This is a genomic window from Peribacillus sp. NPDC096622, assembly GCF_044762665.1.
GTDB lineage: Bacteria > Bacillota > Bacilli > Bacillales > DSM-1321 > Peribacillus > Peribacillus frigoritolerans_B.
Genome location: NZ_JBIWES010000018.1, coordinates 17,328 through 43,916 on the forward strand (window position 1 = coordinate 17,328; position 26,589 = coordinate 43,916).

Annotated in this window: 23 protein-coding genes; 17 read left to right on the top strand and 6 right to left on the bottom strand. The window is 41.7% G+C overall.

The genetic code is table 11. The features are described from left to right. Positions 1-8: 8 nt before the first annotated feature. Positions 9-1,766 carry an ABC transporter ATP-binding protein gene (locus tag ACIQYG_RS22625; RefSeq protein WP_402842761.1) on the bottom strand — a complete coding sequence of 586 codons (1,758 nt, stop codon included), beginning with the start codon at positions 1,764-1,766 and terminating at the stop codon, positions 9-11. A 372-nt stretch (positions 1,767-2,138) separates the two neighbouring features. Between ACIQYG_RS22625 and ACIQYG_RS22630 the strand changes: the two genes are divergently transcribed. The 12 genes from ACIQYG_RS22630 (at position 2,139) to ACIQYG_RS22685 (ending at position 18,623) form a co-directional block, all read left to right on the top strand. Beyond that, positions 2,139-3,308 (top strand): ATP-grasp domain-containing protein, encoded by a 1,170-nt coding sequence (locus ACIQYG_RS22630; protein ID WP_402842764.1) that lies wholly within the window; start codon positions 2,139-2,141, stop codon positions 3,306-3,308. A gap of 13 nt (positions 3,309-3,321) precedes the next feature. Continuing rightward, positions 3,322-5,016, top strand: a complete 1,695-nt coding sequence (locus tag ACIQYG_RS22635) for a methyl-accepting chemotaxis protein (RefSeq protein WP_402842767.1) — start codon at positions 3,322-3,324, stop codon at positions 5,014-5,016. Positions 5,017-5,575: 559 nt separating this feature from the next. Continuing rightward, on the top strand, positions 5,576-5,776 hold the full coding sequence (locus ACIQYG_RS22640; RefSeq protein ID WP_034304915.1) for a cold-shock protein: 201 nt from the start codon (positions 5,576-5,578) through the stop codon (positions 5,774-5,776). Positions 5,777-6,251: 475 nt separating this feature from the next. After that, positions 6,252-6,623 carry an ArsR/SmtB family transcription factor gene (locus tag ACIQYG_RS22645; RefSeq protein WP_053537069.1) on the top strand — a complete coding sequence of 124 codons (372 nt, stop codon included), beginning with the start codon at positions 6,252-6,254 and terminating at the stop codon, positions 6,621-6,623. Continuing rightward, entirely contained in the window at positions 6,616-8,739 is a 2,124-nt protein-coding gene (locus ACIQYG_RS22650) for a heavy metal translocating P-type ATPase (RefSeq protein WP_402842771.1), read from the top strand. The genes ACIQYG_RS22645 and ACIQYG_RS22650 overlap by 8 nt, the downstream gene beginning before the upstream one ends. A 248-nt stretch (positions 8,740-8,987) precedes the next feature. After that, on the top strand, positions 8,988-10,253 hold the full coding sequence (gene hflX, locus ACIQYG_RS22655) for a GTPase HflX (protein WP_402842774.1): 1,266 nt from the start codon (positions 8,988-8,990) through the stop codon (positions 10,251-10,253). A 711-nt stretch (positions 10,254-10,964) separates the two neighbouring features. Beyond that, complete coding sequence (locus tag ACIQYG_RS22660; RefSeq protein ID WP_402842878.1) at positions 10,965-12,323, top strand: NAD(P)-dependent oxidoreductase; 1,359 nt, start codon at positions 10,965-10,967, stop codon at positions 12,321-12,323. A 27-nt stretch (positions 12,324-12,350) separates the two neighbouring features. Beyond that, a complete protein-coding gene (gene preA, locus ACIQYG_RS22665) occupies positions 12,351-13,637 on the top strand; it encodes an NAD-dependent dihydropyrimidine dehydrogenase subunit PreA (protein WP_402842777.1) in 1,287 nt (428 codons plus the stop codon). 14 nt (positions 13,638-13,651) lie between these two features. Then, positions 13,652-15,070, top strand: coding sequence for a dihydropyrimidinase (gene hydA, locus ACIQYG_RS22670; protein WP_402842779.1), 1,419 nt, complete (start codon positions 13,652-13,654; stop codon positions 15,068-15,070). A 41-nt stretch (positions 15,071-15,111) separates the two neighbouring features. Continuing rightward, the gene (locus ACIQYG_RS22675; protein ID WP_402842782.1) at positions 15,112-16,596 is read left to right on the top strand and encodes an NCS1 family transporter; all 1,485 of its coding nucleotides are present in this window, start codon (positions 15,112-15,114) and stop codon (positions 16,594-16,596) included. 16 nt (positions 16,597-16,612) lie between these two features. Beyond that, complete coding sequence (locus ACIQYG_RS22680; RefSeq protein ID WP_034304894.1) at positions 16,613-16,831, top strand: hypothetical protein; 219 nt, start codon at positions 16,613-16,615, stop codon at positions 16,829-16,831. A gap of 157 nt (positions 16,832-16,988) precedes the next feature. Continuing rightward, positions 16,989-18,623 carry a PucR family transcriptional regulator gene (locus ACIQYG_RS22685; protein WP_402842786.1) on the top strand — a complete coding sequence of 545 codons (1,635 nt, stop codon included), beginning with the start codon at positions 16,989-16,991 and terminating at the stop codon, positions 18,621-18,623. A gap of 128 nt (positions 18,624-18,751) precedes the next feature. Here ACIQYG_RS22685 and yhfH (ACIQYG_RS22690) read toward each other — a convergent pair whose 3' ends face one another. Genes yhfH (ACIQYG_RS22690) through yhfH (ACIQYG_RS22710) form a run of 5 tightly spaced genes read right to left on the bottom strand, consistent with a single transcriptional unit; the run spans position 18,752 to position 19,568 of the window. Then, on the bottom strand, positions 18,752-18,892 hold the full coding sequence (gene yhfH, locus ACIQYG_RS22690) for a protein YhfH (protein WP_402842789.1): 141 nt from the start codon (positions 18,890-18,892) through the stop codon (positions 18,752-18,754). 25 nt (positions 18,893-18,917) lie between these two features. Continuing rightward, the gene (gene yhfH / locus ACIQYG_RS22695; protein WP_082196596.1) at positions 18,918-19,055 is read right to left on the bottom strand and encodes a protein YhfH; all 138 of its coding nucleotides are present in this window, start codon (positions 19,053-19,055) and stop codon (positions 18,918-18,920) included. Positions 19,056-19,085: 30 nt separating this feature from the next. Beyond that, positions 19,086-19,223 carry a protein YhfH gene (yhfH, locus tag ACIQYG_RS22700; protein WP_095395041.1) on the bottom strand — a complete coding sequence of 46 codons (138 nt, stop codon included), beginning with the start codon at positions 19,221-19,223 and terminating at the stop codon, positions 19,086-19,088. Between the two features lie 29 nt (positions 19,224-19,252). Continuing rightward, positions 19,253-19,390, bottom strand: coding sequence for a protein YhfH (gene yhfH / locus ACIQYG_RS22705; protein ID WP_082162914.1), 138 nt, complete (start codon positions 19,388-19,390; stop codon positions 19,253-19,255). A 43-nt stretch (positions 19,391-19,433) separates the two neighbouring features. After that, positions 19,434-19,568: a protein YhfH gene (gene yhfH / locus ACIQYG_RS22710; protein WP_402842794.1), complete on the bottom strand. Its 135-nt coding sequence runs from the start codon at positions 19,566-19,568 to the stop codon at positions 19,434-19,436. 481 nt (positions 19,569-20,049) lie between these two features. Between yhfH (ACIQYG_RS22710) and ACIQYG_RS22715 the strand changes: the two genes are divergently transcribed. The 5 genes from ACIQYG_RS22715 to ACIQYG_RS22735 all read left to right on the top strand — a co-directional run bounded on the left by ACIQYG_RS22715 (position 20,050) and on the right by ACIQYG_RS22735 (position 26,588). Then, positions 20,050-20,940, top strand: a complete 891-nt coding sequence (locus ACIQYG_RS22715) for a diacylglycerol/lipid kinase family protein (protein ID WP_402842797.1) — start codon at positions 20,050-20,052, stop codon at positions 20,938-20,940. 258 nt (positions 20,941-21,198) lie between these two features. Then, positions 21,199-23,232 (top strand): Na+/H+ antiporter, encoded by a 2,034-nt coding sequence (locus ACIQYG_RS22720; protein WP_402842799.1) that lies wholly within the window; start codon positions 21,199-21,201, stop codon positions 23,230-23,232. Positions 23,233-23,352: 120 nt separating this feature from the next. Then, a complete protein-coding gene (locus tag ACIQYG_RS22725; protein ID WP_402842802.1) occupies positions 23,353-23,865 on the top strand; it encodes a GNAT family N-acetyltransferase in 513 nt (170 codons plus the stop codon). Between the two features lie 177 nt (positions 23,866-24,042). Beyond that, complete coding sequence (locus tag ACIQYG_RS22730; RefSeq protein WP_402842805.1) at positions 24,043-25,428, top strand: protoporphyrinogen oxidase; 1,386 nt, start codon at positions 24,043-24,045, stop codon at positions 25,426-25,428. 617 nt (positions 25,429-26,045) lie between these two features. Beyond that, complete coding sequence (locus ACIQYG_RS22735; RefSeq protein WP_402842808.1) at positions 26,046-26,588, top strand: helix-turn-helix domain-containing protein; 543 nt, start codon at positions 26,046-26,048, stop codon at positions 26,586-26,588. The last annotated feature ends 1 nt before the right edge of the window (position 26,589 follow it).

Here is a 26,589-nt window from a genome sequence, read left to right on the forward strand (position 1 = left end):
TCGGTGAACTAGGCCAGTTCAACTTTGTGCAACTGCTGTTGGGCAAATTCGCGATATAATGAGTGCGTATTATATAGCTCTTTATGTGTTCCGCTGCCTGTAATTTTCCCTTTTTCAAGGAAGATGATTTGATCTGAACCGATAACGGTCGATAGGCGGTGGGCGATAACTATTGTTGTTCTGCCTTTCATTAAATCATTTAATGCCTGTTGAACCACTTTTTCAGATTTGCTGTCCAGGCTTGAAGTAGCTTCATCAAGCATTAATATTTTGGGGTTTCTTAAAAATGCACGAGCGATTGCAATTCTTTGTCTTTGGCCGCCTGATAATTTCATGCCCCTTTCACCAACCTCTGTATCATATCCGTTCGGAAGCTCAGAAATGAACTGATCTGCATACGCCATTTTAGCCACTTGATTTAATTCTTCATCTGTTATATCCCGATCGATGCCATAACAAATATTATCTCGAATTGTACCTGATACAATAGGGCTTTCTTGTGAAACATATCCAATCTGGCTTCTCCATGAATGGAGTGTGAAATCATTTATGGATTTCCCGCCTATGGATATTGACCCTTGCTGTGGTTTGTAGAAACGCTCGAATAATGAAAAAAGGGTCGTTTTTCCGCTGCCGCTTGGGCCGACAATTGCAGTGACCTTTCCGGCTTCAACGTTAAAGCTTAGATCTTTAAGTACCTGTTCTCCATTATTGTAACTATAGTTCAGGTGATCCACGCTGATAGATTGACTCATATTTTGAACGGGCTGCTTCGCATCTTCTTCCTCTACTGAATCCAGAATGGAAATGATGCGCTCTGTTGCACCCGTTGCTTTTTGGAATTGAGTAAAGAAACTGGCTAATTGAGCCATTGGCATGATTATTTGGAAAAGGTACATGATGAATGCAACCAGAGCTCCGGCTGTCAGGGCTCCTGAAGAAACGCGCATCCCCCCATATCCTAAAATCAGCACGAGTAATGCCATCATGATAAAACTCATTAGCGGCGCAATCAACGCTTGGATTTTTGCCTCTTTTAATCCGAATTGAAATAATTTCTGGATTCCTTTTTTGCCATTTTGATATTCCAAAGCTTCAGCATTAGATGCTTTAACAAGGCGTATTTCCGTTAGAACCTGCTGAAGGACTGCGGTGAAGCTTGCTGTCTCGTCCTGCATCCCTTTTGATATTTTATGCATTTTTTTCCCTAGCGGCATTAATATCAAAACAGAGAGTGGAATTGCAGTGAACATCAATAATGTCATTTTCCAATCCAGTACGAATAACACGATCATGGAGCCTATGATGGAAATGATTCCTGTAACGAAATTAGAGAGATGTTCAGAGATTAATCCCTTCACTACAGTTGTATCATTTGTCATTCTGCTGACTGTTTCTCCCGAAGGATGTTCATCAAAATAACTCACGGGTAATACGAGTAATTTTTTCCATAGTTGATCGCGGATGCCCGCCACTACAGATTGTCCGATCCGGTTCAATAAATAGATGGAAAATCCACTGGCCAATGCTTGAACAATGATGGCAAGAACGAGGAGCATGATCCTTTCAGTGCTTAGTGAACTGACTGAAAAATCATTGATTAGATTTTTTGTGAATAATGGGACTAATAAAGCTACACCTGTAGTGCCTAGGCTTAATGCTAATGCAATCCCTATCATTAGTTTAGAAGGCTTCGTTTGTTGAACCAATCGAACGAACTGGCGCCATCCTTTTTGTTTTTTTGCTTCTGACATATGTAAATACATCCTTTCTCGATCTTCATTACAGAGAAGTATATAAAGAAGTTATGAATTGAATATGAACTAGTCTTAATTATTCCACGAAACTACTGGTGAACCTTTTCTGGAGGATAAATTTGAAAAAATATGGCGGACATTTAAAATAGTGTCGGTTTTTTTTCATGAAGATACAAGAAAAATAAATATTCGATGGTTAACAGTAAGAGTGAAGGAATATGTGTAAGGATCTCAAGACTAGGGGTTATAGGTAAAAAGATATAGTTATATCTTGTTTTTGAATTGATTTTTAATAATAAATACCTATATAAGCTAAATACTTACCGCTTTTAACCGATTAAATATGGAGATACAAAAAACAGTATAAGTTAGGTGGAAAAAATGATTATTTTGAATGAGTCCATTGTGTCGCCAATTCTTCTAAAGGTGTTAGAGGAACAGCAAATTCCAGTATTGGAACAAGGGCAATGGGGAGACACATTAACATCAGAAAAGTTAAACATTCAAAAGGATACAGAATTTTTCAAGTCCATGGAAAAGGACAAAAGAATTCTTACAAACTCTGAAAATGGCATAACACTATTAGGTCATTTTCAACCGAATAGCAATGAATACATATGGTCAAAGTTATTGAAGGATAAGAGTCAGGTGCGAAATTTGACGAAATCTTTATATCCTGATTTTTATTTCCAAAATATCGATTTATCCATAATAAGTGACCTGGATAAAAATCAAATACCGTATCCGGTAGTTATCAAACCCAATATTGGCTATTCCAGTGTAGGGGTGCACAAAGTCAAGAATGAGCAGGATTGGGATATAGCCGTGAACCAGCTTAAAGCGGATTTACTTCATTCGGATGGATTATATGATTCAGAAGTGGTCGGTTCCCAGACCGTTTTAATAGAAGAGTGGATTCAGGGTGAAGAGTATGCCATTGACGGTTATTACAATCAAGATGGTGAACCGGTCATTTTGAATGTCTTCAAACGGTTATTCAAGGATGATTACGATACTTCCGATCGAATTTATTATACTTCGAAGTTGGCCATTAATGAAATCTATCATGAAGCACTGAAGTTCATGAAGAATATCCAAACGGTCCTTCCGCTTAGGAATTATCCTGTACACTTTGAAATTCGCAAAAAGGGAAACCGGGTGATACCCATTGAAATCAATCCCCTGCGTTTTGCAGGAGCGGGTACAACGGATCTAGGTTACCATGCCTATGGAATGAATATGTATGAACACTATTTTTCAGGAACGAAACCCGATTGGAATCGGATATTGGAAGAGATGGACGATCGAATATATAGCTTTTTCTTTGCAGAGGTCCCACTGGAAATAAGTCTGGAAGATGTTGCACGTATTGATCATGATGGACTTCGTCATGAATTCGAACATGTTTTGGAATATAGGCAGCTTCCTTTTCAAAAAGACCGTAGCATGGCAATCATCTTTTATAGAAGTGAGGATTTGAATAAAAACCTCCAATTGCTTCATTTGGATTTAATACCATATTTGACAATAAAACACCTGGTTTTCAACTAAGGGGGGCATGAAAATGAGATTTTCGAAGCTGAATCCTAAAAAATCTTTATTGGCAAAACTATTTTTGTTTTATATTATTCCTTTCGTGATCTTCGCAGGGGCCATGGGCCTTTGCTTTTCCTATATTACTAATAAAATGATCAATGAGAACGTCCTTCCGCAATTCGATGATCGACTTTCTGAAAATGCCCACAGTTTAGCAGCGAGCCTCAATCCCACTTTGATAAACAATGCTTCCGAACGGGGCGAAGAGATTAAGCGGAAACTGGATGCCTTTGTTGAAGATAAAAAGGGAATTGAATATGTTTATGTTTTGAAGCGGGAGAATGATGCCGACATGATTGTAGCCTTGAGCGGCAGCGATGACTATATGGTGGAATCCCCCTTCACACCGGAACAGGCAAAATCGATAAATGGAAATGAAGACGTCTTAAGTGAAATATATAAAGATAAGTGGGGTACACACAAGTCGTACTTTACGCCAATCGAAGGAACGGACGCGATTGTCGGAATCGATATGGATGCAAAATTCATTGATGAATTGAAAAGCACAATGATATTCTATAATATCTTATTTCTTGCAAGTGCCGTTATATTAGGTGTGCTATGCGCCGTTGTCATCGGGAAAAAGATCTCGGGACCCGTCAATGAACTCGTTGGTTACACGAATGAAATGGCAAAAGGGGACTTAAGTAAGTCGATTCCCGTTAGCAGACAGGATGAGATTGGCGATCTGTCAAATGGATTCGAAGATATGAGATTAAGTTTGGCCCATATTATCCAGAATGTCCGTGAACACGCTCAAACGATGAATCAAACGACGGTTTCCATTCAGCGATCCTTTGAAGAGATGGTGGAATCCTATGGCCAGATAGTGACGGGGACAACGGAAGAAGCAAAAGCCTCGGAAGAACGTGCCCATCATATTGACCGAATTTCCAATATGATCAGTGACTTAACGGATACGATCCGTTTAATGAACGAGCAAACGAATGAAATGAATGAATTTACGATGCATGCGAATACACTTGCAGAACAAGGAAGTAAACAAGTGCAAGATGTAACGAACCAGATGGATAAAATCATGGAAAACGGCCAAGCGAATAAAGCCAATTTGGTAAGCCTGGAAGAGGATGTAGTGAAGATAAATGAAGTGATTGGTTTAATAAGGGTAATTGCTTCCCAAACGAACCTGCTGTCCCTGAATGCTTCCATTGAAGCGGCACGGGCGGGCGATGCCGGAAGAGGTTTTGCCGTAGTCGCTCAAGAGGTGCAAAAATTGGCTGTGCAAACAGATGAATCCATCGATATCATTTCAGAATCCATTATGCGGATTAATGAACAAACAGCCAAAGTCATTCAAAATAATGACGAGAGTTTTCAGGATATACTAAATGGTGTTTCCTTAGTGGAAAACAATGGCGAGATTTTCAATAAGATATTCGAATCCGTAGGGAAATTGCTGAAAGGCACAGAACAATTGGCCGTCCATTCGAAAAAAATCAATGAGTCTTCGGACGAAAGCCTGGCATCCATTCAAGAAATTGCGGCGATTTCAGAAGAAGGAGTCGCGACAACTGAGCAAATCTCGGCAGCTGCAATTCAACAAAATACCATAATGACTGGATTGAAGGACCAAAATGAAGATTTAGCAAAAGAATCGGCCATTTTAGAAGAAATGGTAGAAAAGTTCATTACCGAAAAATGAAATATATAAACATCTGCAAAAACTTCTCATTAACTTTGTTTTCGAGAGGTTTTTGTAGGGGTTCTATCTGAAACATAGTTGAGTGGAGCGGGTGTTCGAGGCTCCTGCGGGGAAGATCCCACTGGTGCTAAGGGCGCCGAGGGCGGACCTTCCGCAAAAAGAGATTGCCTGGAGGCAATGCTCCGTTTTACACTCCCTCAAAAAAATATAGCAATCTTAAATGATATCGAGTTTGTCTACAGTCTGAAACCTCTTTAACTTTGTATGCGGTTTTTGTTTGGATGAATGCATGCATGCATGTGAGTGTTCATGTTGGCCGAGGGCTGTAATAGATAGCCACTTTGGTTACTGTTTTTTTATCGAATTTAGAGAGTATTAAAAATTGCTGGAAAAAAGTTTCCCCAAACTATTTGCAATCGCTACCATTTAATGTTATGCTTAGTCTTAATTATTTTTGTTCGGTACTAAGGATACTAAAAGTACTACTTTTCGTTTTCGATGATGACTTAGAGCAAGGATAGTAATACATTGTGCTTAGATGCACTAGGAGGCAACAACAATGGAACAAGGTAAAGTAAAATGGTTTAACGCAGAAAAAGGTTTTGGATTCATCGAACGCGAAAACGGAGACGACGTATTCGTACATTTCTCAGCTATCCAAAGCGAAGGTTTCAAATCTTTAGACGAAGGCCAAGAAGTTACTTTTGAAGTAGAACAAGGTCAACGCGGACCTCAAGCTTCTAACGTTCAAAAAGCATAATTTCAATAACAAAAAAAGGCGGATCCTTGTTATAGGGTCCGGCTTTTTTTGTTTTATGAAAATACATAACAAAAAACCCCGCTAAACGAAAAGCAGGGTAAATGGTACAAGTAAAGTAAAACGCTTAAAAAGGTTTGACTAAGTATATCATAGTTTTTCTAAAAAATACTAAATTAATTATATTATACTTATCAAGGTAACGAAAGGTAATTACTGAAATCATCGGATTGAAGGGGCGTAAAGGAATTTATGTCCCTTCTTTTTTTTGCCTGAAGATTAGGGAAGAGAACAGCATGACCATTTTGTTCAAAAAGGGAAACAAAAAAACGATGGCCCACATATAAAGACATAAGGGCGCTTTCACTAACTTGGAGGAAGGAGAAAAGATTCCCATACATTCAAATATGGATTTGAATATTCAGGGTATTATGTTATATTATAATCAAACGAAGATTTGAATGAAGGGTGTGAGAAGATGACGGAACTGAAAGATATATGTGATGTTCACCTGCATGATGAAGTGAAGGTCAATCGCATTCAAGAGGAAATGGGCCAGGTGGATATATCCAGCATGTCGAAGCTGTTTAAAGTTATAGGCGATGAAAATAGGGCGAAGATAGCTTATGCGCTCTGTACGGACGAGGAATTGTGTGTGTGCGATCTGGCCAATATCATTGGTGCTTCGATGGCGACAACGTCACATCATCTTCGTACCCTATATAAACATGCAATCGTAAAATACCGAAAAGAAGGAAAGTTGGCTTTTTATTCTTTGGATGATCACCATATTAAGCAATTGATTCTCATTGCATTAGAACATCAGCAGGAGGTAAGGGTCGATGGCTGAGTCCCCAATGAAAACATATCGTATCCAGGGTCTATCCTGCACGAATTGTGCGGCTAAATTCGAGAACAATGTCCGTGAACTAGAGGGTGTGAAGGATGCCAAAATCAACTTTGGGGCCTCGAAGATTTCGGTACAGGGCAGCGCTACCATTGAAGAGATTGAAAAGGCGGGAGCTTTCGATAACCTGAAGATCCGCGGTGAACAGGAACAGGTAACGCAAAAGGAACCATTTTGGAAGCAAAAAGAAAATATTAAAGTGGTGTTTTCGGTTATCCTATTGCTGGTCAGCTGGATATTGGATAATCGATATGCTGATGGAAGCATCATGCCGGTAATCGGTTATGCGGCAGCAATCATAGTTGGGGGATATTCATTATTTGTCAGTGGATTGAAAAACCTTGTAAGGCTTCGCTTTGATATGCACACCCTTATGACGGTTGCCATCATCGGAGCGGCCGTGCTTGGTGAATGGGGAGAGGGGGCGACCGTCGTCATCCTATTTGCGATAAGTGAGGCACTGGAAAAATATTCAATGGATAAAGCCCGTAATTCCATCGAATCATTAATGAACATCGCACCTAAAGAAGCCTTGATCCGTAGAGGGCATCACGAAATGATGGTTGCTGTTGATGAGATTGTAGTGGGCGACATCATGATCGTTAAACCGGGTCAAAAGCTTGCAATGGATGGCCTGATCATGAATGGGGCCTCGACACTTAATCAAGCAGCCATTACTGGGGAATCCGAGCCGGTTTTTAAAACGGTTGATGGTGAAGTGTTTGCCGGAACCTTAAATGGTGAAGGGCTGCTCGAAGTGGAGGTCACGAAGCGAGTCGAAGATACGACGATTGCAAAAATCATCCACCTTGTTGAAGAAGCACAGGCCGAAAAGGCCCCTTCCCAAGCCTTCGTGGATAAATTCGCAAAATTCTATACGCCGGCCATCATGCTCATTGCCTTGGCCATTGCCGTATTACCCCCGATTGTGATGGACGGGGATTGGAGTGAATGGATTTACCGGGGATTGGCTGTACTGGTTGTCGGCTGTCCTTGTGCTTTGGTCATTTCAACGCCCATCGCCATCGTGACAGCAATCGGAAATGCTGCCAAACATGGTGTGCTGATTAAAGGCGGGGTCCATTTGGAGGAAGCAGGAGCCTTAAAGGCGATCGCGTTTGATAAAACGGGTACTTTAACAAAGGGCGTACCTGAAGTGACTGATTTCATGGTGTTATCTGATGTGTTGAATGAACAGGCCGTGCTGGCTATCGCTGCTGCTTTAGAAAGCAGATCACAGCACCCCCTTGCCACGGCCATTCTTCAAAAGGCGGAAAACCACGATGTGGACTATCATTCTTTATTGGTGGAGGATTTTACTGCGATCACCGGTAAAGGCATAAAAGGGAAAATCAATCAAGGAATCTATTACATTGGTAAACCCCACCTTTTTGAAGAAGAGGCAGGTATGGTTTTCTCTGATGATGTGCTTAAATTAATCAGCGGCTATCAAAATACAGGGAAAACGGTGATGCTGCTTGGCGATCAAGTGAAGCTTCTGGCACTCATCGCGGTATCTGATGAAATAAGGGAAAGCAGTAAGGAAGCGATTCGGAAACTGCATGCTTTGGGCATTGAAAAAACGATCATGCTGACTGGCGATAATATCGGAACGGCAAAAGCAATTGGAGCGGCAGCTGGCGTTCATGAGATTGAGGCGGAGCTATTGCCGCAGGATAAATTGACCATCATCAAACGATGGAAACAAAAATACGATCGAGTGGCCATGGTAGGCGATGGTGTCAATGATGCCCCGGCTTTGGCCGCTTCCACGGTAGGAATCGCAATGGGCGGGGCGGGCACTGATACGGCCCTTGAAACAGCCGATATTGCCTTAATGGGTGATGACTTATCGAAGCTGCCTTATACTATCCGCTTAAGCCGTAAAACATTAAAAATCATTAAGCAGAACATCACGTTTTCATTGGTGATTAAAATCCTGGCCTTATTATTGATAGCGCCGGGCTGGTTAACACTTTGGATGGCGATTTTTGCCGACATGGGTGCGACGTTATTAGTTACATTGAACAGTCTTAGGTTATTGAGAATAAAAGAGTAGAATAATATGGGCTCCCTGGTGCATCTTAAGGTGCACCAGGGAGCTTTTATTTATAGATTTCCAATTGTTTCATGTGAAACTTTGAAAAAAATTAATCGATCCTGTTATTTTTTTGTTTAATTTTATTAAAGGGCAGGAATCGTTATGCAAGTGATGCCTGGTATGCTACAATGTGGCTGTTTTAGGCAGTATGATAGGTTTGTTTAAGTATAATATAGGGAGTAAGGTATGTACGGAAGGGATTTGAAATGATGGAATTACAGCAGAGGGCAATCTTGGTTGGAGTCAATCTCAACGGTCAAAAGGATTTTGAGTATTCAATGGAGGAATTGGCCAATTTAACGGAAGCATGTGAGGTAGAGGTTGCAGGGACCATCACACAGAATTTGCATCGGGTGAACTCATCACATTTAATCGGTACCGGGAAGATCGAGGAAGTAAAAAATCTCGTTGAGCATAAAGAAGCTAATGTCGTCATTTTTAATGATCAGCTTTCCCCTTCGCAACTTCGTAATCTGGAGAGGGATATGGATTGCAAGGTGATCGACCGGACAATCTTGATTCTGGATATCTTCGCGCATCGGGCGAAAACAAAGGAAGCACAGCTTCAGGTAGAAGTGGCAAAGCTGCAGTATATGCTCCCGCGTCTCGTTGGTTTAAGGGAGTCATTAGGGCGTCAGAGTGGCGGGGTCGGTACAAACAAAGGTGCAGGTGAAAAGCAGTTAGAGCTTGACCGCAGGAGAATCGAGGAAAATATAAGTGTTTTGAATAAAGAACTGGAAGAACTTGTTGCACATAGGCAAACGCAGAGGAAACAGCGGAAAAAGAATGCCATCCCTGTCGTATCCTTAGTCGGTTATACCAATGCAGGTAAATCTTCGATCATGAATGCACTGATTGAGATGTTCCATCCAAATGCCGAGAAGCAGGTGTTGGAGAAGGATATGCTGTTCGCTACGCTTGAGACGTCCGTCCGAAACATTCCGCTGCCGGATAAAAAGGAATTTTTATTGACGGATACGGTGGGATTTGTGTCTAAATTGCCGCATCATCTAGTGAAAGCATTCCGATCCACATTAGAAGAAGTGGTAGAAGCGGATCTGTTGATCCATGTTGTCGATTTTTCCAATCCTAATCATGAGCAGCAAATGGAGATAACGGAAAAGACTTTAAACGAGATAGGGATTAAAGGGATTCCGACGATTTTTGCCTATAATAAAGCGGACCTTACCGATTTGGATATCCCTCAGGTGAATCGTGGCTCTGTATATATGTCAGCAAAAAACAAAGTTGGCATCGAAGAATTGATAGATCAAATTCGCAAGCATATTTTTGTCGACTATACTCACTGTGAAATGCTGATTCCATTTGATCAAGGGCAGCTGGTTTCTTATTTCAATGAAAATGGTCACATAACGGAAACGGAATATGAGGAAATCGGATATCGAATAAAGCTTGAGTGCAAGAGAACGGATTATGAGAAATATAAACGATACGTTATTCATCCGGAATGAACCTGCCTGTTGATAATTTGTTAACGGTTTGTTGATAAGTGGAAAAGTCGATTCGTTAATGTGGATAACTTCTGGTGAAATGCCTCTGTTCTGCAAAAACAAAGAGAATAATGCCGTATAATATGTGAATAAGTTGTGGATAAGAGTGAAAAGACCCAGGAAACCAAGATTTGCGTTTCTGGGCTTTTTGTTATGTGGACAAAGTGTTGATAAGTAGGTTTTCGGAACAAATCATCTAAAGAATATCGGTAAGTATGATGAAGAGTAAGTTTGAATGTAGAAAAATGACGATGTTTATCACTTATTGTTAGGAAATATAACATGAATATTACATATTGCATATTTAGCATCTGGAAACACTTTACACTTTGTATAATGTAACTTGCATTTCAACATTATAAAATAAAGAATACTCAATTCTCAGATTTATCATCAGGATTTGGGTTTTTAAGATTAGTAGGGGGGGCTCTTTGTGTTAGAAGGAAGCAGGGACCGAGGCGTGACCAGTGAGAGAATGATAGAAAATAATGAACAAAATGAGAGATTTTTGGCTGGGAAATCGCCATGACTTGTTAGGTGAAAAAATTGATGGAAACCATATTGGCAATGCTTTCAATCGTTTAAATATGAGGACAGTAGAGTTAATGCATGCAATTCCTCCCTTTTTATTTTTCGAAAATAAATGTTTGGAAGGAGAAATAGTGGATGAGTATGACGAGCCCGTTAAAAGGTGGTCTAGAGATTAACTTTCAGGAAGCGGAGAGGGGTTTATCCCCAAGGGAAGCTTTGGAAGAATCGAATCGATGTTTATACTGCTATGATGCCCCATGTATCCAAGCCTGTCCGACCGGAATAGATATTCCTGGTTTTATTAAGAAGATAGCTTCAGGTAATTTTAAAGGGTCGGCCAAGACAATCATGACGGCCAATCCTGTCGGTGCCAGCTGCGCGCGGGTATGTCCGACTGAAGAGTTATGTGAGGGGGCATGTGTCCTGAACCATTCTACAAAGCCGATCATGATTGGCAATCTCCAGCGTTATTCCACAGATTGGGCCATCCAAAATAAACAAGCCCTATTCAAGGCCGGGAAGAAGAATGGCAAAAAAGTTGCCATTGTAGGAAGCGGTCCGGCGGGTTTGTCTGCAGCAAGGGAGTTAGCCTTGCTTGGCTACAGTGTAACCATTTTCGAAGCTGAAAAGAATCCAGGCGGATTAAATACTTACGGAATTGTATCGTTCCGTTTACCTCAGAGCATTTCTTATTGGGAAGTTGAACAAGTAAAGAGTTTGGATGTTGATATTAAAACGAATACACGGGTCGGGGTGGACGTTTCCGCAAATCAGCTGACTGCCGACTATGATGCGGTCATTTTAGCGATCGGCATGTCCGATGTTCCAAAGCTTGGGATTGAAGGGGAGGATTTGGCTGAAGTTTATGATGCAATCGATTTCGTAAAGGCAACGAAAACAGGGGCAATCACTGATAAATTCATTGGGAAGAAGATGGCGGTAATTGGGGCTGGAAACACGGCGATCGATGCCGCGACCTGTTCTGTTCGCCTGGGCGCCGAACAGGTGAGCATTATTTATCGTCGTACCCAAAAGGAAATGACTGCCTATGATTTTGAATATGAGTTTGCCAAACAAGAAGGTGTCGGGTTTCACTGGCTGACTGCCCCCTCCAGGATCCTATCGGATGAAAGCGGTCAGGTTACGGGTATCGAGTGCGTAAAGATGGTGCTTAGCGAGGCTGGTGAAGATGGCCGGCGCCGTCCAGTCCAAATTACCGGATCAGAGTTCGTCATACCGGTCGATGGGGTCATTCGTGCCATAGGCCAATCCAGGTATGTAGGATTGATTGAACAGTTCGGCATTCAACATGATGATGGCGTCGTAACATTGGAGGGTGATTCCTACAGGACATCGAATGAAAAGATCTTTGCGTGCGGTGACGTGATCTTCGGAAAAGGCCAAGGTGAGGCAATGGTTGTTTCAGCTGCCCAGCAAGGGAAGAAGACAGCCTATGAAATTGACTCGATTTTGATGGGCGAAGCGGTGGATATTGCTTAAATAACTATGAAAAATAGGAGGCTTATCATGGCTGATTTATCAATTGATCTTGCAGGTATTAAATCTCCCAATCCTTTTTGGCTTGCTTCAGCACCACCTACTAATTCGGGTTATCAAGTTCAGCGCGCATTTGAAGCTGGATGGGGGGGAGCTGTTTGGAAGACATTGGGTGATCCCATCCTGAATGTCTCATCACGTTTTGCAGCGGTCAGTTTTAATGGACAAAGAGTTGCCGGGTTCAACAATATAGAATTGATTACGGATCGTCCGCTTGAAGTGAATCTGAAAGAAATATATGAAACGAAGAAGAGGTTCCCTGATCATGCAATCATTGCATCGGTGATGGTGGAGCCACAACAGGAAAAGTGGCATGAGATCATCAAGCGTATAGAAGATGTAGGGGTCGATGGTTACGAGTTGAACTTTGGCTGCCCGCACGGTATGGCAGAACGTGGGATGGGAGCTGCTTCGGGACAGGTTCCCGAACTAGTGGAAAAGCAAACATACTGGGCGAAGGAAGCTGCATCCAAACCCGTCATCGTCAAGCTTACACCCAATATAACCGACATTACGGTTACGGCTGAAGCGGCGGTGCGCGGCGGAGCGGATGCAATAAGCATGATCAATACGATCAACAGCTTGGCAGGAGTGGATATCCATTCATGGAATACGATTCCCCATGTAGGCGGAAAGGGTGCTCACGGAGGGTATTGCGGTCCCGCCGTGAAGCCGATTGCTTTGAATATGGTGGCAGAGTGTGCAAGGAATAAAATGATCAATGTTCCCATTTCGGGAATTGGCGGCATTTCAAATTGGCAGGATACGGTGGAATTTTTATTGATGGGTTCGACTGGAGTGCAAATTTGTACGGCTGCCATGCATCACGGTTTTAGAATAGTAGAAGACTTGATCGATGGTTTGTCCAATTACCTTGATGAAAAAGGGGTTTCCTCCGTGATGGATATTGTCGGTAAGTCCGTACCGCGCTATTCCGACTGGGGGAATTTAGACCTTAATTATAAGGTCGTTGCACGCATTGATAATGATGTGTGCATTAACTGCAATAAATGCCATATTGCGTGTGAAGATACATCTCATCAATGTATAGATATGTTAAAGGACGCGTCAGGCAGCTCCTACTTGAGAGTGCGCGAAGAGGATTGCGTGGGCTGTAATCTTTGCTCGATCGTCTGTCCGGTAGATGGGGCGATCAATATGATCGAATTGACAAATGAATTACCGCCAATGACTTGGAATGAACGCCAATCGCTCCTTGGGGGCATAAGCAGTGAAAGTGTTGATTTCGTAAAATGATGGAGGGGTCGAATATGAAGAAAATCATTAAAAATGGAATGATTGCAACGGCTGCAGATACGTATCAAGCGGATATATTGATTGAAAATGAGAAGATTGCAATGATTGGCAAGGACCTGCCGGCTGAGGGAGCTGAAATCATTGATGCAAAAGGCGCATATATTTTTCCGGGGGGCATTGATCCGCATACCCATCTCGATATGCCGTTTGGCGGGACAACGACAAAGGATGATTATGAAACGGGTACAATCGCTGCTGCATATGGAGGCACGACAACGATCATCGATTTTTGCCTGACCGAAAAAGGGGTGCCGTTAAAGAAAGCAATTGAAACATGGCATGAAAAGGCCAATGAAAAAGCGGCCATAGATTATGGTTTTCATTTAATGATCAGTGAGATTAATGATGATGTATTGGCTGAGTTGCCAAGTATCATCGATAACGAAGGGATTTCTTCCTTTAAAGTGTTCATGGCTTACAAGAATGTTTTTCAAGCTGATGATGCCACACTATACCGCACTTTGTTGCAAGCAAAGGAACTTGGCGCACTTGTCATGGTTCATGCTGAAAATGGTGATGTCATCGATTATCTTACAAAGCAGGCGCTTGCTGAAGGTAACACCGATCCAATTTACCATGCATTAACAAGGCCTCCGGAGCTTGAAGGGGAAGCAACTGGACGTGCAGCTAAACTGACGGAAATGGCAAATGGCCAGCTCTATGTCGTTCATGTCACCTGTGAAGATGCGGTTGAAAAGATCACTGAGGCAAGAAATAAAGGGGTGGATATTTGGGGTGAGACTTGTCCGCAATATTTGGTTCTTGACCAGTCTTATCTTGAAAAGCCCCATTTCGAAGGATCAAAGTATGTATGGTCCCCGCCGTTAAGGGAGAAGAAAAACCAGGAAGTGCTATGGAATGCTTTGAAAATGGGGCAGCTGCAAACGATCGGCTCCGATCAATGCTCTTTTGATTTTAAGGGACAGAAGGAACTTGGACGTGAAGATTTCACGAAAATACCGAACGGCGGCCCAACGATTGAGGATCGCATGAGTATCCTCTTTTCTGAAGGGGTCATGAAAGAGCGAATTACCTTGAATCAATTCGTCGACATGACCTCTACGCGCGCTGCCAAACTATTTGGATTATTCCCTAAGAAAGGGACGATTGCAGTAGGTTCAGATGCTGATATAGTCATTTTTGACCCGAAAGTTGAAAGGGCCATTTCTGCAGATACTCATCACATGGCTGTGGATTATAATGCGTTTGAAGGTATGGAAATTACGGGTGAACCGGTTTCGGTTTTATCGCGAGGTCAATTCGTCATTAAAGACAAACAATTTGTAGGTGAAGCTGGAAAAGGACAATTCCTGAAACGGGCAAAATATAATGCGGCGCTGAAGCCGGATACCGGGAAAAAGCTTACAGTCTAACTTCGGTAAGGAATCTTGCAAATTAATTTAGGGGGATTTTTATGAGTGAGAAGAAAGATTATTTAAAGTCTCCCGATTTGCTGCCTATACCTCATAGTGAGAAAAACATAAGTGCAGCCGGATTTGGTTTCATTTGGGTGGGCATGGCTGTAGTATTGGCTGCCTTCGCGATCGGTGGGAACGGTGTTCAAAGTTTATCCTTAGGCTGGGTCGTTCTTGCAACGGTCATTGCCTGTGTGGTTCTCGGCTTTTTGATGACAATGACAGGGGATATTGGTGTTGAGCATGGAATATCATTCCCAGTCTATATGAGGGCGCCGTTCGGTACGATTGGCACCCACATCCCTTCGGTTGTACGCGGTTTTGTAGCGTCATGCTGGTTCGGCCTCAATACTTACTTTGGAGCCACTGCAATGAACGCGATCTTCACAACTCTTTTTGACTTTGATAATTGGTTTATCTGCTTCCTCATTTTTGCCGTTTTACAATTAGTCAACACGGCAATGGGAATAAAGTCGATTGAACGATTCGCCGACTTGGCGGCGCCCGTCATCATTTTAATTTCTGGCTGGATGTATTTCACCCTATCCGATCAGGCTGTGGCCCAAGGAAGGGATGTATGGTCCTGGATTGAAAGCCCGGTCACTGGCGGGGCAGCCGCCACGGCTTTCATGGTCGTCATAATGGCAAATATGGGATTTTGGGGCACGTTGACTGCAGATATGCCCACGCTTTCCCGCTATATAAAGGCACCAAAAAATGAAAAAAATTGGTTCAAGCGCAATAAGGGGCAAATAATTGGGAATATTATCACCTATCCCATCACCCAGACGTTCATGGTGATTATCGGAGCGGTTTCTTATATGGCTGTTTCCAATTATGATCCTGTAGTTGCCATACAGGGATCAGCAAGTGGAATTGCCCTCGGCGTCCTTTTGATCATGATCGTATTTGCTCAATGGTCGACGAATACTACGGCCAATGTCATTCCCGCAGCTACCATTTTCTCCAATGTCTTGGGTCCTAAAATGCCATTTTGGGCGGGGGTCGTCGTAGCGGGGGTTATTGGGATAGTAGTTCAGCCATGGAGCCTTTTCGGCATCATAATAGAAGTTTTATTAATAATAGGTGGAATCCTGGCATCCATTGTCGGCATCCTGGTAGCGGATTACTATTTCCTTCGTAAACGGAGAGTGAATGTACAAGAACTCTATGAAAGTGAAGGCCAGTATAAGTACTTGAATGGAGTGAATTGGGCAGGAATCATTTCTTGGGTGATTGGAGGGATTGGTGCCACGATTTTTTCAAATTATTCGTTTATTATTGGCTTTCTTCTTGGCGGTGCAAGTTATTTTATATTAGCTAAGTATTGGTGGTTCAAGCGATATGAACAAGCTGAAATCATTGATCCGAGCGACGAGAAATATCTAGGCATTTCAGTTGGAAGGGATTGGATAATCGGAAAAGGTCCAGAACTTGAGGAAGAGATGGTTTTTACAGCTTCGACCGGCAAGGAGAACGTTTGAAAAAGGGGGAATGGAAATGTCCGAATATCAAGAGTATCGCTTAGAAAGGGAACAAATCGATTTTTTGCTTGAAAGAGGATATCGAATCACCCGGGTTTCCGAAAGTTTAAGTGGAGCCTTTCTCGATTTTGAACTGATTGAAGGAACGAAGCAGGAATGGAAGCAATTGAACATCAAAACCCCGGAAGGAAGGAAATACTTCTCTACATTGCTTTTCAAAAAAAAGTTGAATTGAAATGGTTATGGACCGGGCCTATTCCTCACGAATGGGTCCTTTTTGTTCGAGTTTTTTGTAGAATTTTGACGTTAGATTTTCTGACAAGTGTATGGAGATTTAAGGGTTGTCCGTTTATAATAGATTTTAAAGCAGTTTTATAAAAGGATGTGGCTGGATGAATACATCGATTACAATCGAGGAAATTCTAACACGCAAGCATTTTAATCAGACTGATATAATTGCAGGCAGCAGTGGGATAAAGCGTCAAGTGAAGTGGGTCCACTGCATGGAAGTCACCCAAATCAGCCATTTGTTAAATGGAAACGAACTGATACTGACTACCGGTTTAGGGTGGAAAGACTGCGATGACACATTTCTATCCTACTTAAGACAGTTAATAGAATGTGATGCAGCTGGGCTCTGTATAGAGGTTGGCGCCAACACCATGGCAGTGCCGCAATGTGCCATCGATCTCGCAAATGAACGGCAATTCCCTATCATCCTATTTCATGAAGAAGTCCCTTTCGTAGAAATCACGCAGGATATACATTCCCTTATCATCAATAAACAATATCAAATGATCTCCAACTTAGAAAACTACTCACAGCAGTTAAATAAAAATCTCCTCGAAATTGACCATTATGAACCAATTCTAACATTTCTCCACAGTTATTTAAATGTACAGGTTATTCTTATCTTTAATGAAAATAATATAGCCAGCATTCCAAAAATAAAGAAAAAAACAACCTATCAAATGGTAGCGGACATATACGATGAGAAGCGGAAATTGGATAAAACCGTTCTTGGACAGCCGATTCAAGTGCTTGGTGAAAATTATGCGGAACTGCTCATTTGCAGCAACGGCAGAGAGTTGACTGATTTTGATTCACTGATCTTGGATCGAACGGCTACCGCATTGGCACAGCATCTATTAAGGGAGTTATATATAGAAGAAAAGAAAATGTCGGAAGAAAGTATATGGCTTACAAATTGGATTGAAGGTGAATATAGTGACGAAACAATCCGGGAGAGGCTTTCCTATATTGATCCGAAAATGCAGTTGGATGGCGGAATTGTTTGCATTTGCAAACAACACCCAAAGTATAATAAAAATTCCGCAAAATTAGATGGAACCTATTTTAAGATAATGTTTAGAACGGTTTTTGAACAGTACGGCTTTCAGATATTTTCCATTGAAATACATCAGCATCTTGTTTTTATTTTAGGTGATAATCGTTCATCCGAAGATTGGAAATCAAGGGTTACAAGCGCGGTGGATCGAATCATGAAAATGGATGTAAGCGGGCGTAATCGTATGGGTCTGCTTTCCATTGGGTTTGGTAAGCATGTTCAAAGGTTAAGTGAGATTTATAAAAGTTATGAAACGGCCCGTGAGACTTTGCTGCTTCAGGATACATTACCAGAGGATAACAGGAGCTTCTTTTATCAGGACTTACATATGCATCGCATGATTTCGCTCATAAATAAACATGGCAATCTAGAGGAAACGGTATATGAATATTTAGGTCCTGTCATTGAATACGACAAGCAAAACAATGGGGAGTTAATGCCTACCCTGAAGACCTACCTTGCCTGTAACGGTTCTAAACAGGAAACATCAAAACAATTATTCATTGTCCGGCAAACGTTATATCACAGGCTTGAAAAATTGGAGAAACTGCTAGGTTCTGATTTTATGCGTTCCGATAAACGTTTGGGCCTTGAATTCATGATTTTTGCATTGGACTTCTTACAATACAGCAGCAGGAAGATCAGCGGGAAGTATGTAGACAAATATATTGGGAGATAAAAAGATAAGTAAGACTGAAGGGTGTCCAGGGGACATCCTTTTTTGAATGCAAGGAAAGGGAGGCAGATAACAAGGTTAATGCTGACATCAAAATGGCCTATATAGCTCCTTGATGTCAGCATCTTTTATTAATATTCATCTTTTTTGGAAAGGCAGCGATCACATTCCAAGAGGTAGGATTCAGCTTGTTCAATGATATGGGTCCCGCATTCCGTACATTGTTTAAGCGGCAGTGTCCTGAAGAATTCCAATGGGTTTTTGGTTTGCATGATGATCCTCCTTATTTTGGTTTAATCAGTCTTCGCGTTTGGAAAGGCAGTGATCACATTCCATCAAGTAGGATTCAGCTTGTTCAGTGATATGGGTCCCGCACTCCGTACATTGTTTAGGCGGCAGTGTCCTGAAGAATTCCAGTGGATTTATAGTTTGCATGATGGTTCCTCCTTTTTGATTTGGTTTTAATCAGTCTTCGCGTTTGGAAAGGCAGCGGTCACATTCCATTAAGTAGGATTCAGCTTGTTCAGTGATATGGGTCCCGCACTCCGTACATTGTTTAGGCGGAAGTGTCCTGAAGAATTCCAGTGGATTTATAGTTTGCATGATGGTTCCTCCTTTTTGATTTGGTTTAATCAGTCTTCACGTCTGGAAAGGCAGCGGTCACATTCCATTAAGTAGGATTCAGCATGCTCGATAATATGATCACCGCACTCGGGGCAATGTTTAGCAGGGATATTGTTAAAAAACTCAATGGATTTTTTCATTTGCATGATGATTTCCTCCTTTTATTGTTAGATATATTTTCCGATCGCTTTATTCTTCACGTTTGGAAAGGCAGCGATCGCATTCCATCAGATAGGCATCTGATTGGTCCACATGTGTTTCACCACATTCCGGGCAATGTTTAAATGAATCGATTGTGAGTAAATCTGATTGATTTGCTTGCATGTCTCGCCCCCCTCTTTATAGTACAGTTTTTGTTATTTGTTTGTTGTTATAATACAGTATATACCCGAATTTGGAAATTGTATAGGTATTTTACAGAAAATTTAAAATTTTTTTCACCCATAGTGTGAAAACCCTATGGGAAAGGGAATTATCATCTGTTTATTTTTTTATTTTTCTCCAAGGTAAGTAGGAATTCAAAGAAATAATGCTTTCTATAAAACGAAAAAACAAAGAGGGAGTGAGAGAGACAAACAATTTTCGATGTGTTGAGATGGGCATTAATGTAACAGATGAGAAACAGGAAGTTCAATGATCAATGAATGCTATTTCACAGTCGATGAATGTAACATAAAAGAGCTTGTTCTAAAATGTCAGAAAAATTCGAGCGGCTGCGATTATATGTAAGTTTCTGTCTGTGTGGTTTTAATACATCAGTAAAGAGGTAACTTGCTAGTAGAAGTACAATAATGGGAGGTAGCATATGTCGAAAGCGATGATTATCGTCAATCCATCTTCAGGCAAGGAAAAGGCAGGGAAGATTTTGCCGAAAGCGGAAAAGGCACTTGGTGAAATTTTTGATGAGGTATGCGTTCGTAAAACGGAAGGAGAAGGGGATGCGACGGGTTTTGCAAAGGAGGCCTGTGCAGAAAGATTAGATGCTGTCATTTCCATGGGTGGGGATGGAACGGTGAATGAGATAGTGAATGGCTTGGGCGAGCAGCAGCATCGGCCTATCTTCGGGATCATTCCATTAGGAACCATCAATGATTTCGCCAGGTCTTTGGGAATACCACTGAATCCCAATGCAGCCATCGAGATATTGAAGGATATGCATATTAAGGAATCGGACATAGGGAAGATCAATGACCGTTACTTCATGAATGTGTTGGCGGTAGGGGCAATCGCCGAGGCCACCTATAATGTTACCATTGAACAAAAAACCCGTCTTGGGTCTTTTGCATATTTCATTGAAGGAGCAAAAGCGATCATTAAAAAGACTCCTTTTCCTTTAACGGTTGAACATGATCACGGAAAGTGGATGGGGGAGGCTCATTTACTAATTGCAACAATGACTAACTCTGTCGGAGGCTTTGAACAACTCGCACCAGAGGCGGAAGTGAATGATGGAAAGCTGCACACGTTCATCATCAAGGATTTATCTCTTCCTCTCATCGTCAAAATCATTCCCAGTTTGATCAGGGGGGAGATCATGGGGAATGACGAAGTTGAATATATTAAAACATCCAAGCTCCATATAACCACATCAGAGGAACTTGCAGTCAATATCGATGGCGATGAAGGCATTCTTCTTCCTTTCCAGGCAAATGTACTGCATAAACATCTTCGTCTATTCGTCCCGGGAACTAAATGAGCCGTTTAGTGCCAATTTCATTCAAAAAGCTGATTATGGGTTAGCCAATCAGCTTTTTTCTATGCGGTTACCCAAGCTTGTGTTGATGGAGTTTATTGGTGGTGTTCATCGTGCACGACTTAAGCTCCTTCGCTTTTATAAAAGGTATCATTATTCAGGGGGATTCCAGGTTAGAATAGTTAATGCATGAATGACTGGGTATAAGTATGTTACGCTTATAGTTACGATTATGGATGAGAGAGGAAGTTTGATGTTTGTATGGAGTTTTTTCTTGTTATATTAGCGCTTCTTATATTGATTGGAGTGTCTAATGTAATTAACCATTTTATACCCTTTATACCTGTACCATTAATACAAATAGCACTCGGTGTCATATTGGCACTATTACCCCTGGGTATGCATGTTGAGATGGAGACGGAATTATTTTTGCTATTATTCATCGCACCCCTATTATTCAATGATGGTAAAAATGTACCCCGAACAGCACTATGGAAGTTGAGGGCACCCATTCTGATGCTTGCACTGGGCCTCGTATTCATAACGGTTTGGGTAGGCGGATATTTAATTAATTGGATGATTCCTTCAATACCATTGCCGGCAGCGTTCGCTTTAGCAGCCATTTTGTCACCTACGGATGTAGTGGCAGTAAGCGCTTTGGCAAGTCGTGTCAAATTGCCGAAGAGCATCATGCACCTTCTCGAAGGCGAAGGGCTAATGAATGACGCCTCAGGTTTAGTTGCCTTTAAGTTTGCCGTTGCTGCTACAGTCACGGGTGTTTTCTCCTTAGTCGACGCAACCTTCAGTTTCATATGGATTGCAACTGGTGGCTTTGTAGGTGGAGCAATACTAGCTTTCATCATTATCAGGCTTCGTATATTTCTTCGCCGTTTAGGGATGGAAGATGTCACGATGCATATGCTGATCCAAATCCTAACTCCTTTTATTATTTTCCTCGCTGTGGAACATTTCCACCTTTCTGGGATTTTGGCAGTCGTGGCTGGGGGAATAGTCCATGCCATTGAACGAGATCGGGAAATATCACCAACAGTGGAACTTCAAGTCGTTTCAAAGAGTACATGGTCCGTCATTTTATATGTATTAAATGGCCTTGTATTCGTTTTGCTTGGCTTGCAAATCCCAAGCGTTGCGAAAACAATCTTTCAAGACCCAGCCTTCAATAATGGACAAGTGATCCTTTATATCGTGATCATTACACTTTTCCTTTTCGCTTTACGTTTCATTTGGCTTACGGCTGCCTGGTCGATTGGCTGGATGACGAAAAAAGCGGGAGCCCAAAAACCGGACTTCAAAGCTGCCGGGATCATTACCATTTCCGGTGTTCGCGGAGCTGTAACGTTAGCGGGTTCGTTTTCGATTCCGTATGTGTTGGCAGATGGAAGTCCTTTTCCTGAGCGTTCGTTAATCATTTTCATTGCAGCAGGTGTCATATTGCTGACCTTGATTGTTGCGAGTGTATTCCTGCCAATCGTGGCTCGGTCGGAAGAAGAGGAAGTGGTGAACAAGCAGGCTGACAAAACGAAAGCTGCTGCCATTCACTCACATCAAGCGGCCATTCGGGTGGTTGAGTCCCAAATGACAGATGAAAACCGGGAAGCGGCTTTATCGATCATTTCCAGGTATTGTACCAAGATCAATGAATTGTCCTATGTAGAACAGGAGAAAGAACCGGCTGCATTAAGAGAAGAAGAGAAGGAACTTCGCTTCAAGGCCCTTGAAGCAGAGCAAAGATTCCTGGATAAACTCATTAAGGATGAAAAAGTGGACCGGGAAACGGCGTATATATGCAAGGAATACATCCAGCGTATGGAAGGTGCCGTGACAAATCGGCTGAAGTTCCGTTTTTTCAGGTCAGTAACGCTTTTCAGAAGAAGTATGTTAAGGCTTTTAAAATTATTTTTCCCTGACAAAAGTAAAATAAGAAAAATCAATCTTGAGAGATTGGAAAAGGTCCGGGATCTTAAAATCAGGATGTATAAAGCTGCCATCCAAGAGATACAAGCCGGAATTACATCCGATAATCATAAGACATCCTCGATGATCATAGAAGAGTATAAAGTGTTGATTTTAAAATGCAAACGTGAAAACAGAGGCCGTACCCCGAGTAAAATGGCCGAATATGAAAGAGAGCTGTTCTATAAAGCGATCCAGGCAGAACGGGACGAAGTGCAGGATATGTTTGAAAAACGACAAATTTCCCGTGATGTTGCCAACATACTCCGCCAGCAAATCAATTTACGAGAAGCACTGACTATCAATGAAAATACACATTGATTATACAGAAGGAGCACTGTCGATATATTCGGCAGTGCTCCTTCCGGTTTGTGAAGGGAATATCGGACGGGGCATCGAATCATTATTGTATTCAATAATTGATGAAAGAGAGTGTGCTTAATGGAAAAGGAAATCGAGACCATAACTTTAACGCCTTATTTACCGGAACATCTACACCAGCTTTCCCTGTTTTATTTACCGAATGCACAAACCCCTTTTTCAGCTCTGCCGGAAGAGTCACTGAAATATTGCCGGGAAGATTGCGACAGGCACCCTATCGTAATATTGGCCGATGGTATCCCAGTTGGCTTTTTCGTTTTACACATTGGCGAAAACATCACCCCTTTCACCAGCGATAAAAAAGCGATATTGCTCCGGGGATTTCTTGTTGATCAAAAACATCAGGGAAAAGGGATTGCGAAGAAAGCCTTGCAAATCCTTCCGGAATTCGTAAAAGGGATTTTTCCAAACAAGGATTCGATCATTCTGGCAGTGAACATCATGAACGTGATTGCAAAAACGCTTTATGTGAAATCGGGGTTTCAGGATACAGGGATTCAAAAGGAAGGCAGAAGCGGGTTGATGGAGATAATGGAATATAGAGTGGATACGGTGAACAAGGATATGGAATAAGGGATGGATAACAAAAACAATTGGCATGTAGACCTTTCCAAGGAAAGGTCTTTTTTGTCCAATTTGTTACAGGTTTCATTAAGAAATCAGTGATTTAGAAGGGCTGCTTTTAATAATGCCGCTGCCTTATGGTACACTTTACTTATTGCAAAATTCGTTAATCGAGGTGTAGTCCTAATGAAAACAGTCGTAGTCGTAGGTGGAGGCATTACCGGATTATCAACCATGTATCATTTACAAAAAACAGTTAAAGCGAGGAGTCTCTCCGTACGATTAATATTAATAGAAGGAAATGAGGAATTAGGCGGTAAAATAAGGACTGTGCACGATGGCCCTTTTAAAATTGAAGCGGGTGCCGATTCGATCGTCGCAAGGAAACAGAATATCCAACCATTTCTTAAAGAATTGAACCTGGAGGATCAAGTCGTCTATAATGCGACGGGAAAATCATTCATCCATACAGATGGGATGCTAAAGGGAATCCCTGAAGATGCCCTATTCGGAATACCAATGAGTCTGGAGTCGCTGGCGAAAAGTGATCTGGTTTCCGCCCAAGGGAAGGTCGACGCCTTAAAGGATTTCTACACAAAGAATGAGACATTTACGAAGAATGACTCCATCGGTTTATTTCTTGAAAGCTTCTTAGGCAAGGAATTGGTGCAAAAGCAGATATCGCCTGTCCTATCAGGTGTTTACTCAGGAAAGTTAAATGAATTGACCATTGCCAAAACACTGCCAGAGATGCTGGATTATAAAAATCAATATGGCAGCATAATACGAGGACTATCGGAAAATAAGCAGAAATACAAAAGCAAGGGAAATAAGAAGTTCCTTTCGTTTAAAAATGGCTTATCAACATTGGTTGAACGAATAGAGGAAAGGCTCGATATCGTCGAGATTTTAAAAGGGGTCAGTGTAGATAAAATCGGAAGAAATGATGAGGGGTACATCATTTCATTGGCAAACGGTGAAACGCTGGAAACGGACTTTATCGTATTGAGTACACCGCATACAATTGCCCAGAAATTATTGGGTGATCGGGAGCTGGATGAGGACTTCGACGGCTTGATCAATAGTTCGATGATTAGCGTTTATCTTGGATTCGATATTCCGGACAGCATGCTTCCTAAAGACGGGACAGGTTTCATTGCAGGTGATAATAGTGATTTGATCTGTAATGCATGTACCTGGACAAGCCGGAAATGGGAGCATACTTCTGAAAACAGTCAACTTTTGGTAAGGCTTTTTTATAAAAGCTCTAGTCCGGACTATGAACGATTACAGTCACTTACAAACCAGGAATTGATCTCTGTGGCTTTACGCGACATTAAGAACAGTCTAAGCATTTCTGGGAATCCAATTACGAGTGAAGTGACGAAATGGCATGAAAATATGCCGAACTACCATATTAAACATCCTCAAATCGTTCAATCACTGGAGGCGAAAATTTCCGAGAATTATCCGAATGTACTACTTGCGGGCTGTTCATACAATGGTGTCGGAATCCCGGACTGTATTGCTGATGGGGAAAAGAAAGCGGAAGAGATATGTCTGAAGTTATAAAAGGGGGACTGCCAGGTGGCGGTCCTTTTACTATTGGAAATGTAGCAGGTATATAGTTACCTCTCATGATTCTTCCCCGTATACTTCGAATGTGACGTATTAACCCACTTTTTCTTTCTGCACATCGTACTATAAAAAAACGCAAATTCGTTGGGTGTCCTCTTTCAATCACGTTTTCCAATAGAGGCGCTAGGATATTATTATCATACTTGGTTACAATCGTGCCGACTTCAACATTGTTACTCATCGCACCTATTGATTTACAGTAATCATTTCAAGTCGATTTCGCGGAAATAAAATCATGTTAGAAAGTATCTTTAATTTTAAAACAAGCACAACGTGTTCAGGGGAAACCCCGCCCGCGGAAAGCGAGTGCCTAGAGGGAAATCAATGTTCCAATTCAACAATCACTCAAAAAAACTATAGATAATTTTCTTTGGGTTTGTCTGCAAACTAGACTGTCAGGGCAGTCCTTTTTTAACGAATGATGGAAATTCCGTTTGAAGTTTCCGGCATTTCCTGTATAATGATATTCGTAAAACTAAACTGAAAGTTTACCTATATAAAACTTTATCTACTTTGGGTTTACTATAAGTAAACTGATTGAGGGTTATGGAATGCAAATTGGGAAAAAAATAAAGAACCTTCGCTTGAAAAAAGGTTTGACCCAGGAAGAATTGGGCGAAAGAACCGATTTAAGCAAAGGATATATTTCACAGTTGGAAAGGGATCTTAGTTCCCCTTCAATTGAAACTCTGTTCAATATTTTAGAAGTACTCGGCTGCAAGCCGAAGCAGTTCTTCGATGATGAGGATCAAGTCCAAAAAGTAGTGTATGAAGAAGAAGCACAAACATTTTTCATCGATGAAGAACGGGGATACCAAATTCAGTGGCTCGTGCCTGAATCGAATGAAAAGGAAATGGAACCTATTCGTCTGACTCTCCAGGAAAAAGGGGAGTTCAAACAATTTGAACCATCCTTGTCGGAAACATTCGGTTATGTATTAAGCGGAAGAGTCATTGTAAAGCTAGGTACACATACGTATTTCGTCAAGGCAGGGGAATCGATTTATTTTCATGCTTCAGATGAACATCAAATCATCAATGATTTTGAAGGAGCGTCCGAGTTATTACTCGTGGTGACGGAATCCTACTTATAGA

Coding starts and splice junctions, on each gene's coding strand:
- yhfH (WP_095395041.1), bottom strand. CDS start 19,223: ATGCAAACTATAAATCCACTGGAATTCTTCAGGACACTTCCGCCTAAA.
- yhfH (WP_082162914.1), bottom strand. CDS start 19,390: ATGCAAATGAAAAAATCCATTGAGTTTTTTAACAATATCCCTGCTAAA.
- ACIQYG_RS22660 (WP_402842878.1), top strand. CDS start 10,965: ATGACGAGCCCGTTAAAAGGTGGTCTAGAGATTAACTTTCAGGAAGCG.
- hydA (WP_402842779.1), top strand. CDS start 13,652: ATGAAGAAAATCATTAAAAATGGAATGATTGCAACGGCTGCAGATACG.
- ACIQYG_RS22680 (WP_034304894.1), top strand. CDS start 16,613: ATGTCCGAATATCAAGAGTATCGCTTAGAAAGGGAACAAATCGATTTT.
- yhfH (WP_082196596.1), bottom strand. CDS start 19,055: ATGCAAACTATAAATCCACTGGAATTCTTCAGGACACTGCCGCCTAAA.
- ACIQYG_RS22650 (WP_402842771.1), top strand. CDS start 6,616: ATGGCTGAGTCCCCAATGAAAACATATCGTATCCAGGGTCTATCCTGC.
- preA (WP_402842777.1), top strand. CDS start 12,351: ATGGCTGATTTATCAATTGATCTTGCAGGTATTAAATCTCCCAATCCT.
- ACIQYG_RS22630 (WP_402842764.1), top strand. CDS start 2,139: ATGATTATTTTGAATGAGTCCATTGTGTCGCCAATTCTTCTAAAGGTG.
- ACIQYG_RS22625 (WP_402842761.1), bottom strand. CDS start 1,766: ATGTATTTACATATGTCAGAAGCAAAAAAACAAAAAGGATGGCGCCAG.
- ACIQYG_RS22685 (WP_402842786.1), top strand. CDS start 16,989: ATGAATACATCGATTACAATCGAGGAAATTCTAACACGCAAGCATTTT.
- ACIQYG_RS22635 (WP_402842767.1), top strand. CDS start 3,322: ATGAGATTTTCGAAGCTGAATCCTAAAAAATCTTTATTGGCAAAACTA.
- hflX (WP_402842774.1), top strand. CDS start 8,988: ATGATGGAATTACAGCAGAGGGCAATCTTGGTTGGAGTCAATCTCAAC.
- ACIQYG_RS22640 (WP_034304915.1), top strand. CDS start 5,576: ATGGAACAAGGTAAAGTAAAATGGTTTAACGCAGAAAAAGGTTTTGGA.
- ACIQYG_RS22735 (WP_402842808.1), top strand. CDS start 26,046: ATGCAAATTGGGAAAAAAATAAAGAACCTTCGCTTGAAAAAAGGTTTG.
- yhfH (WP_402842794.1), bottom strand. CDS start 19,568: ATGCAAGCAAATCAATCAGATTTACTCACAATCGATTCATTTAAACAT.
- ACIQYG_RS22675 (WP_402842782.1), top strand. CDS start 15,112: ATGAGTGAGAAGAAAGATTATTTAAAGTCTCCCGATTTGCTGCCTATA.
- ACIQYG_RS22720 (WP_402842799.1), top strand. CDS start 21,199: ATGGAGTTTTTTCTTGTTATATTAGCGCTTCTTATATTGATTGGAGTG.
- ACIQYG_RS22645 (WP_053537069.1), top strand. CDS start 6,252: ATGACGGAACTGAAAGATATATGTGATGTTCACCTGCATGATGAAGTG.
- yhfH (WP_402842789.1), bottom strand. CDS start 18,892: ATGCAAACCAAAAACCCATTGGAATTCTTCAGGACACTGCCGCTTAAA.
- ACIQYG_RS22730 (WP_402842805.1), top strand. CDS start 24,043: ATGAAAACAGTCGTAGTCGTAGGTGGAGGCATTACCGGATTATCAACC.
- ACIQYG_RS22715 (WP_402842797.1), top strand. CDS start 20,050: ATGTCGAAAGCGATGATTATCGTCAATCCATCTTCAGGCAAGGAAAAG.
- ACIQYG_RS22725 (WP_402842802.1), top strand. CDS start 23,353: ATGGAAAAGGAAATCGAGACCATAACTTTAACGCCTTATTTACCGGAA.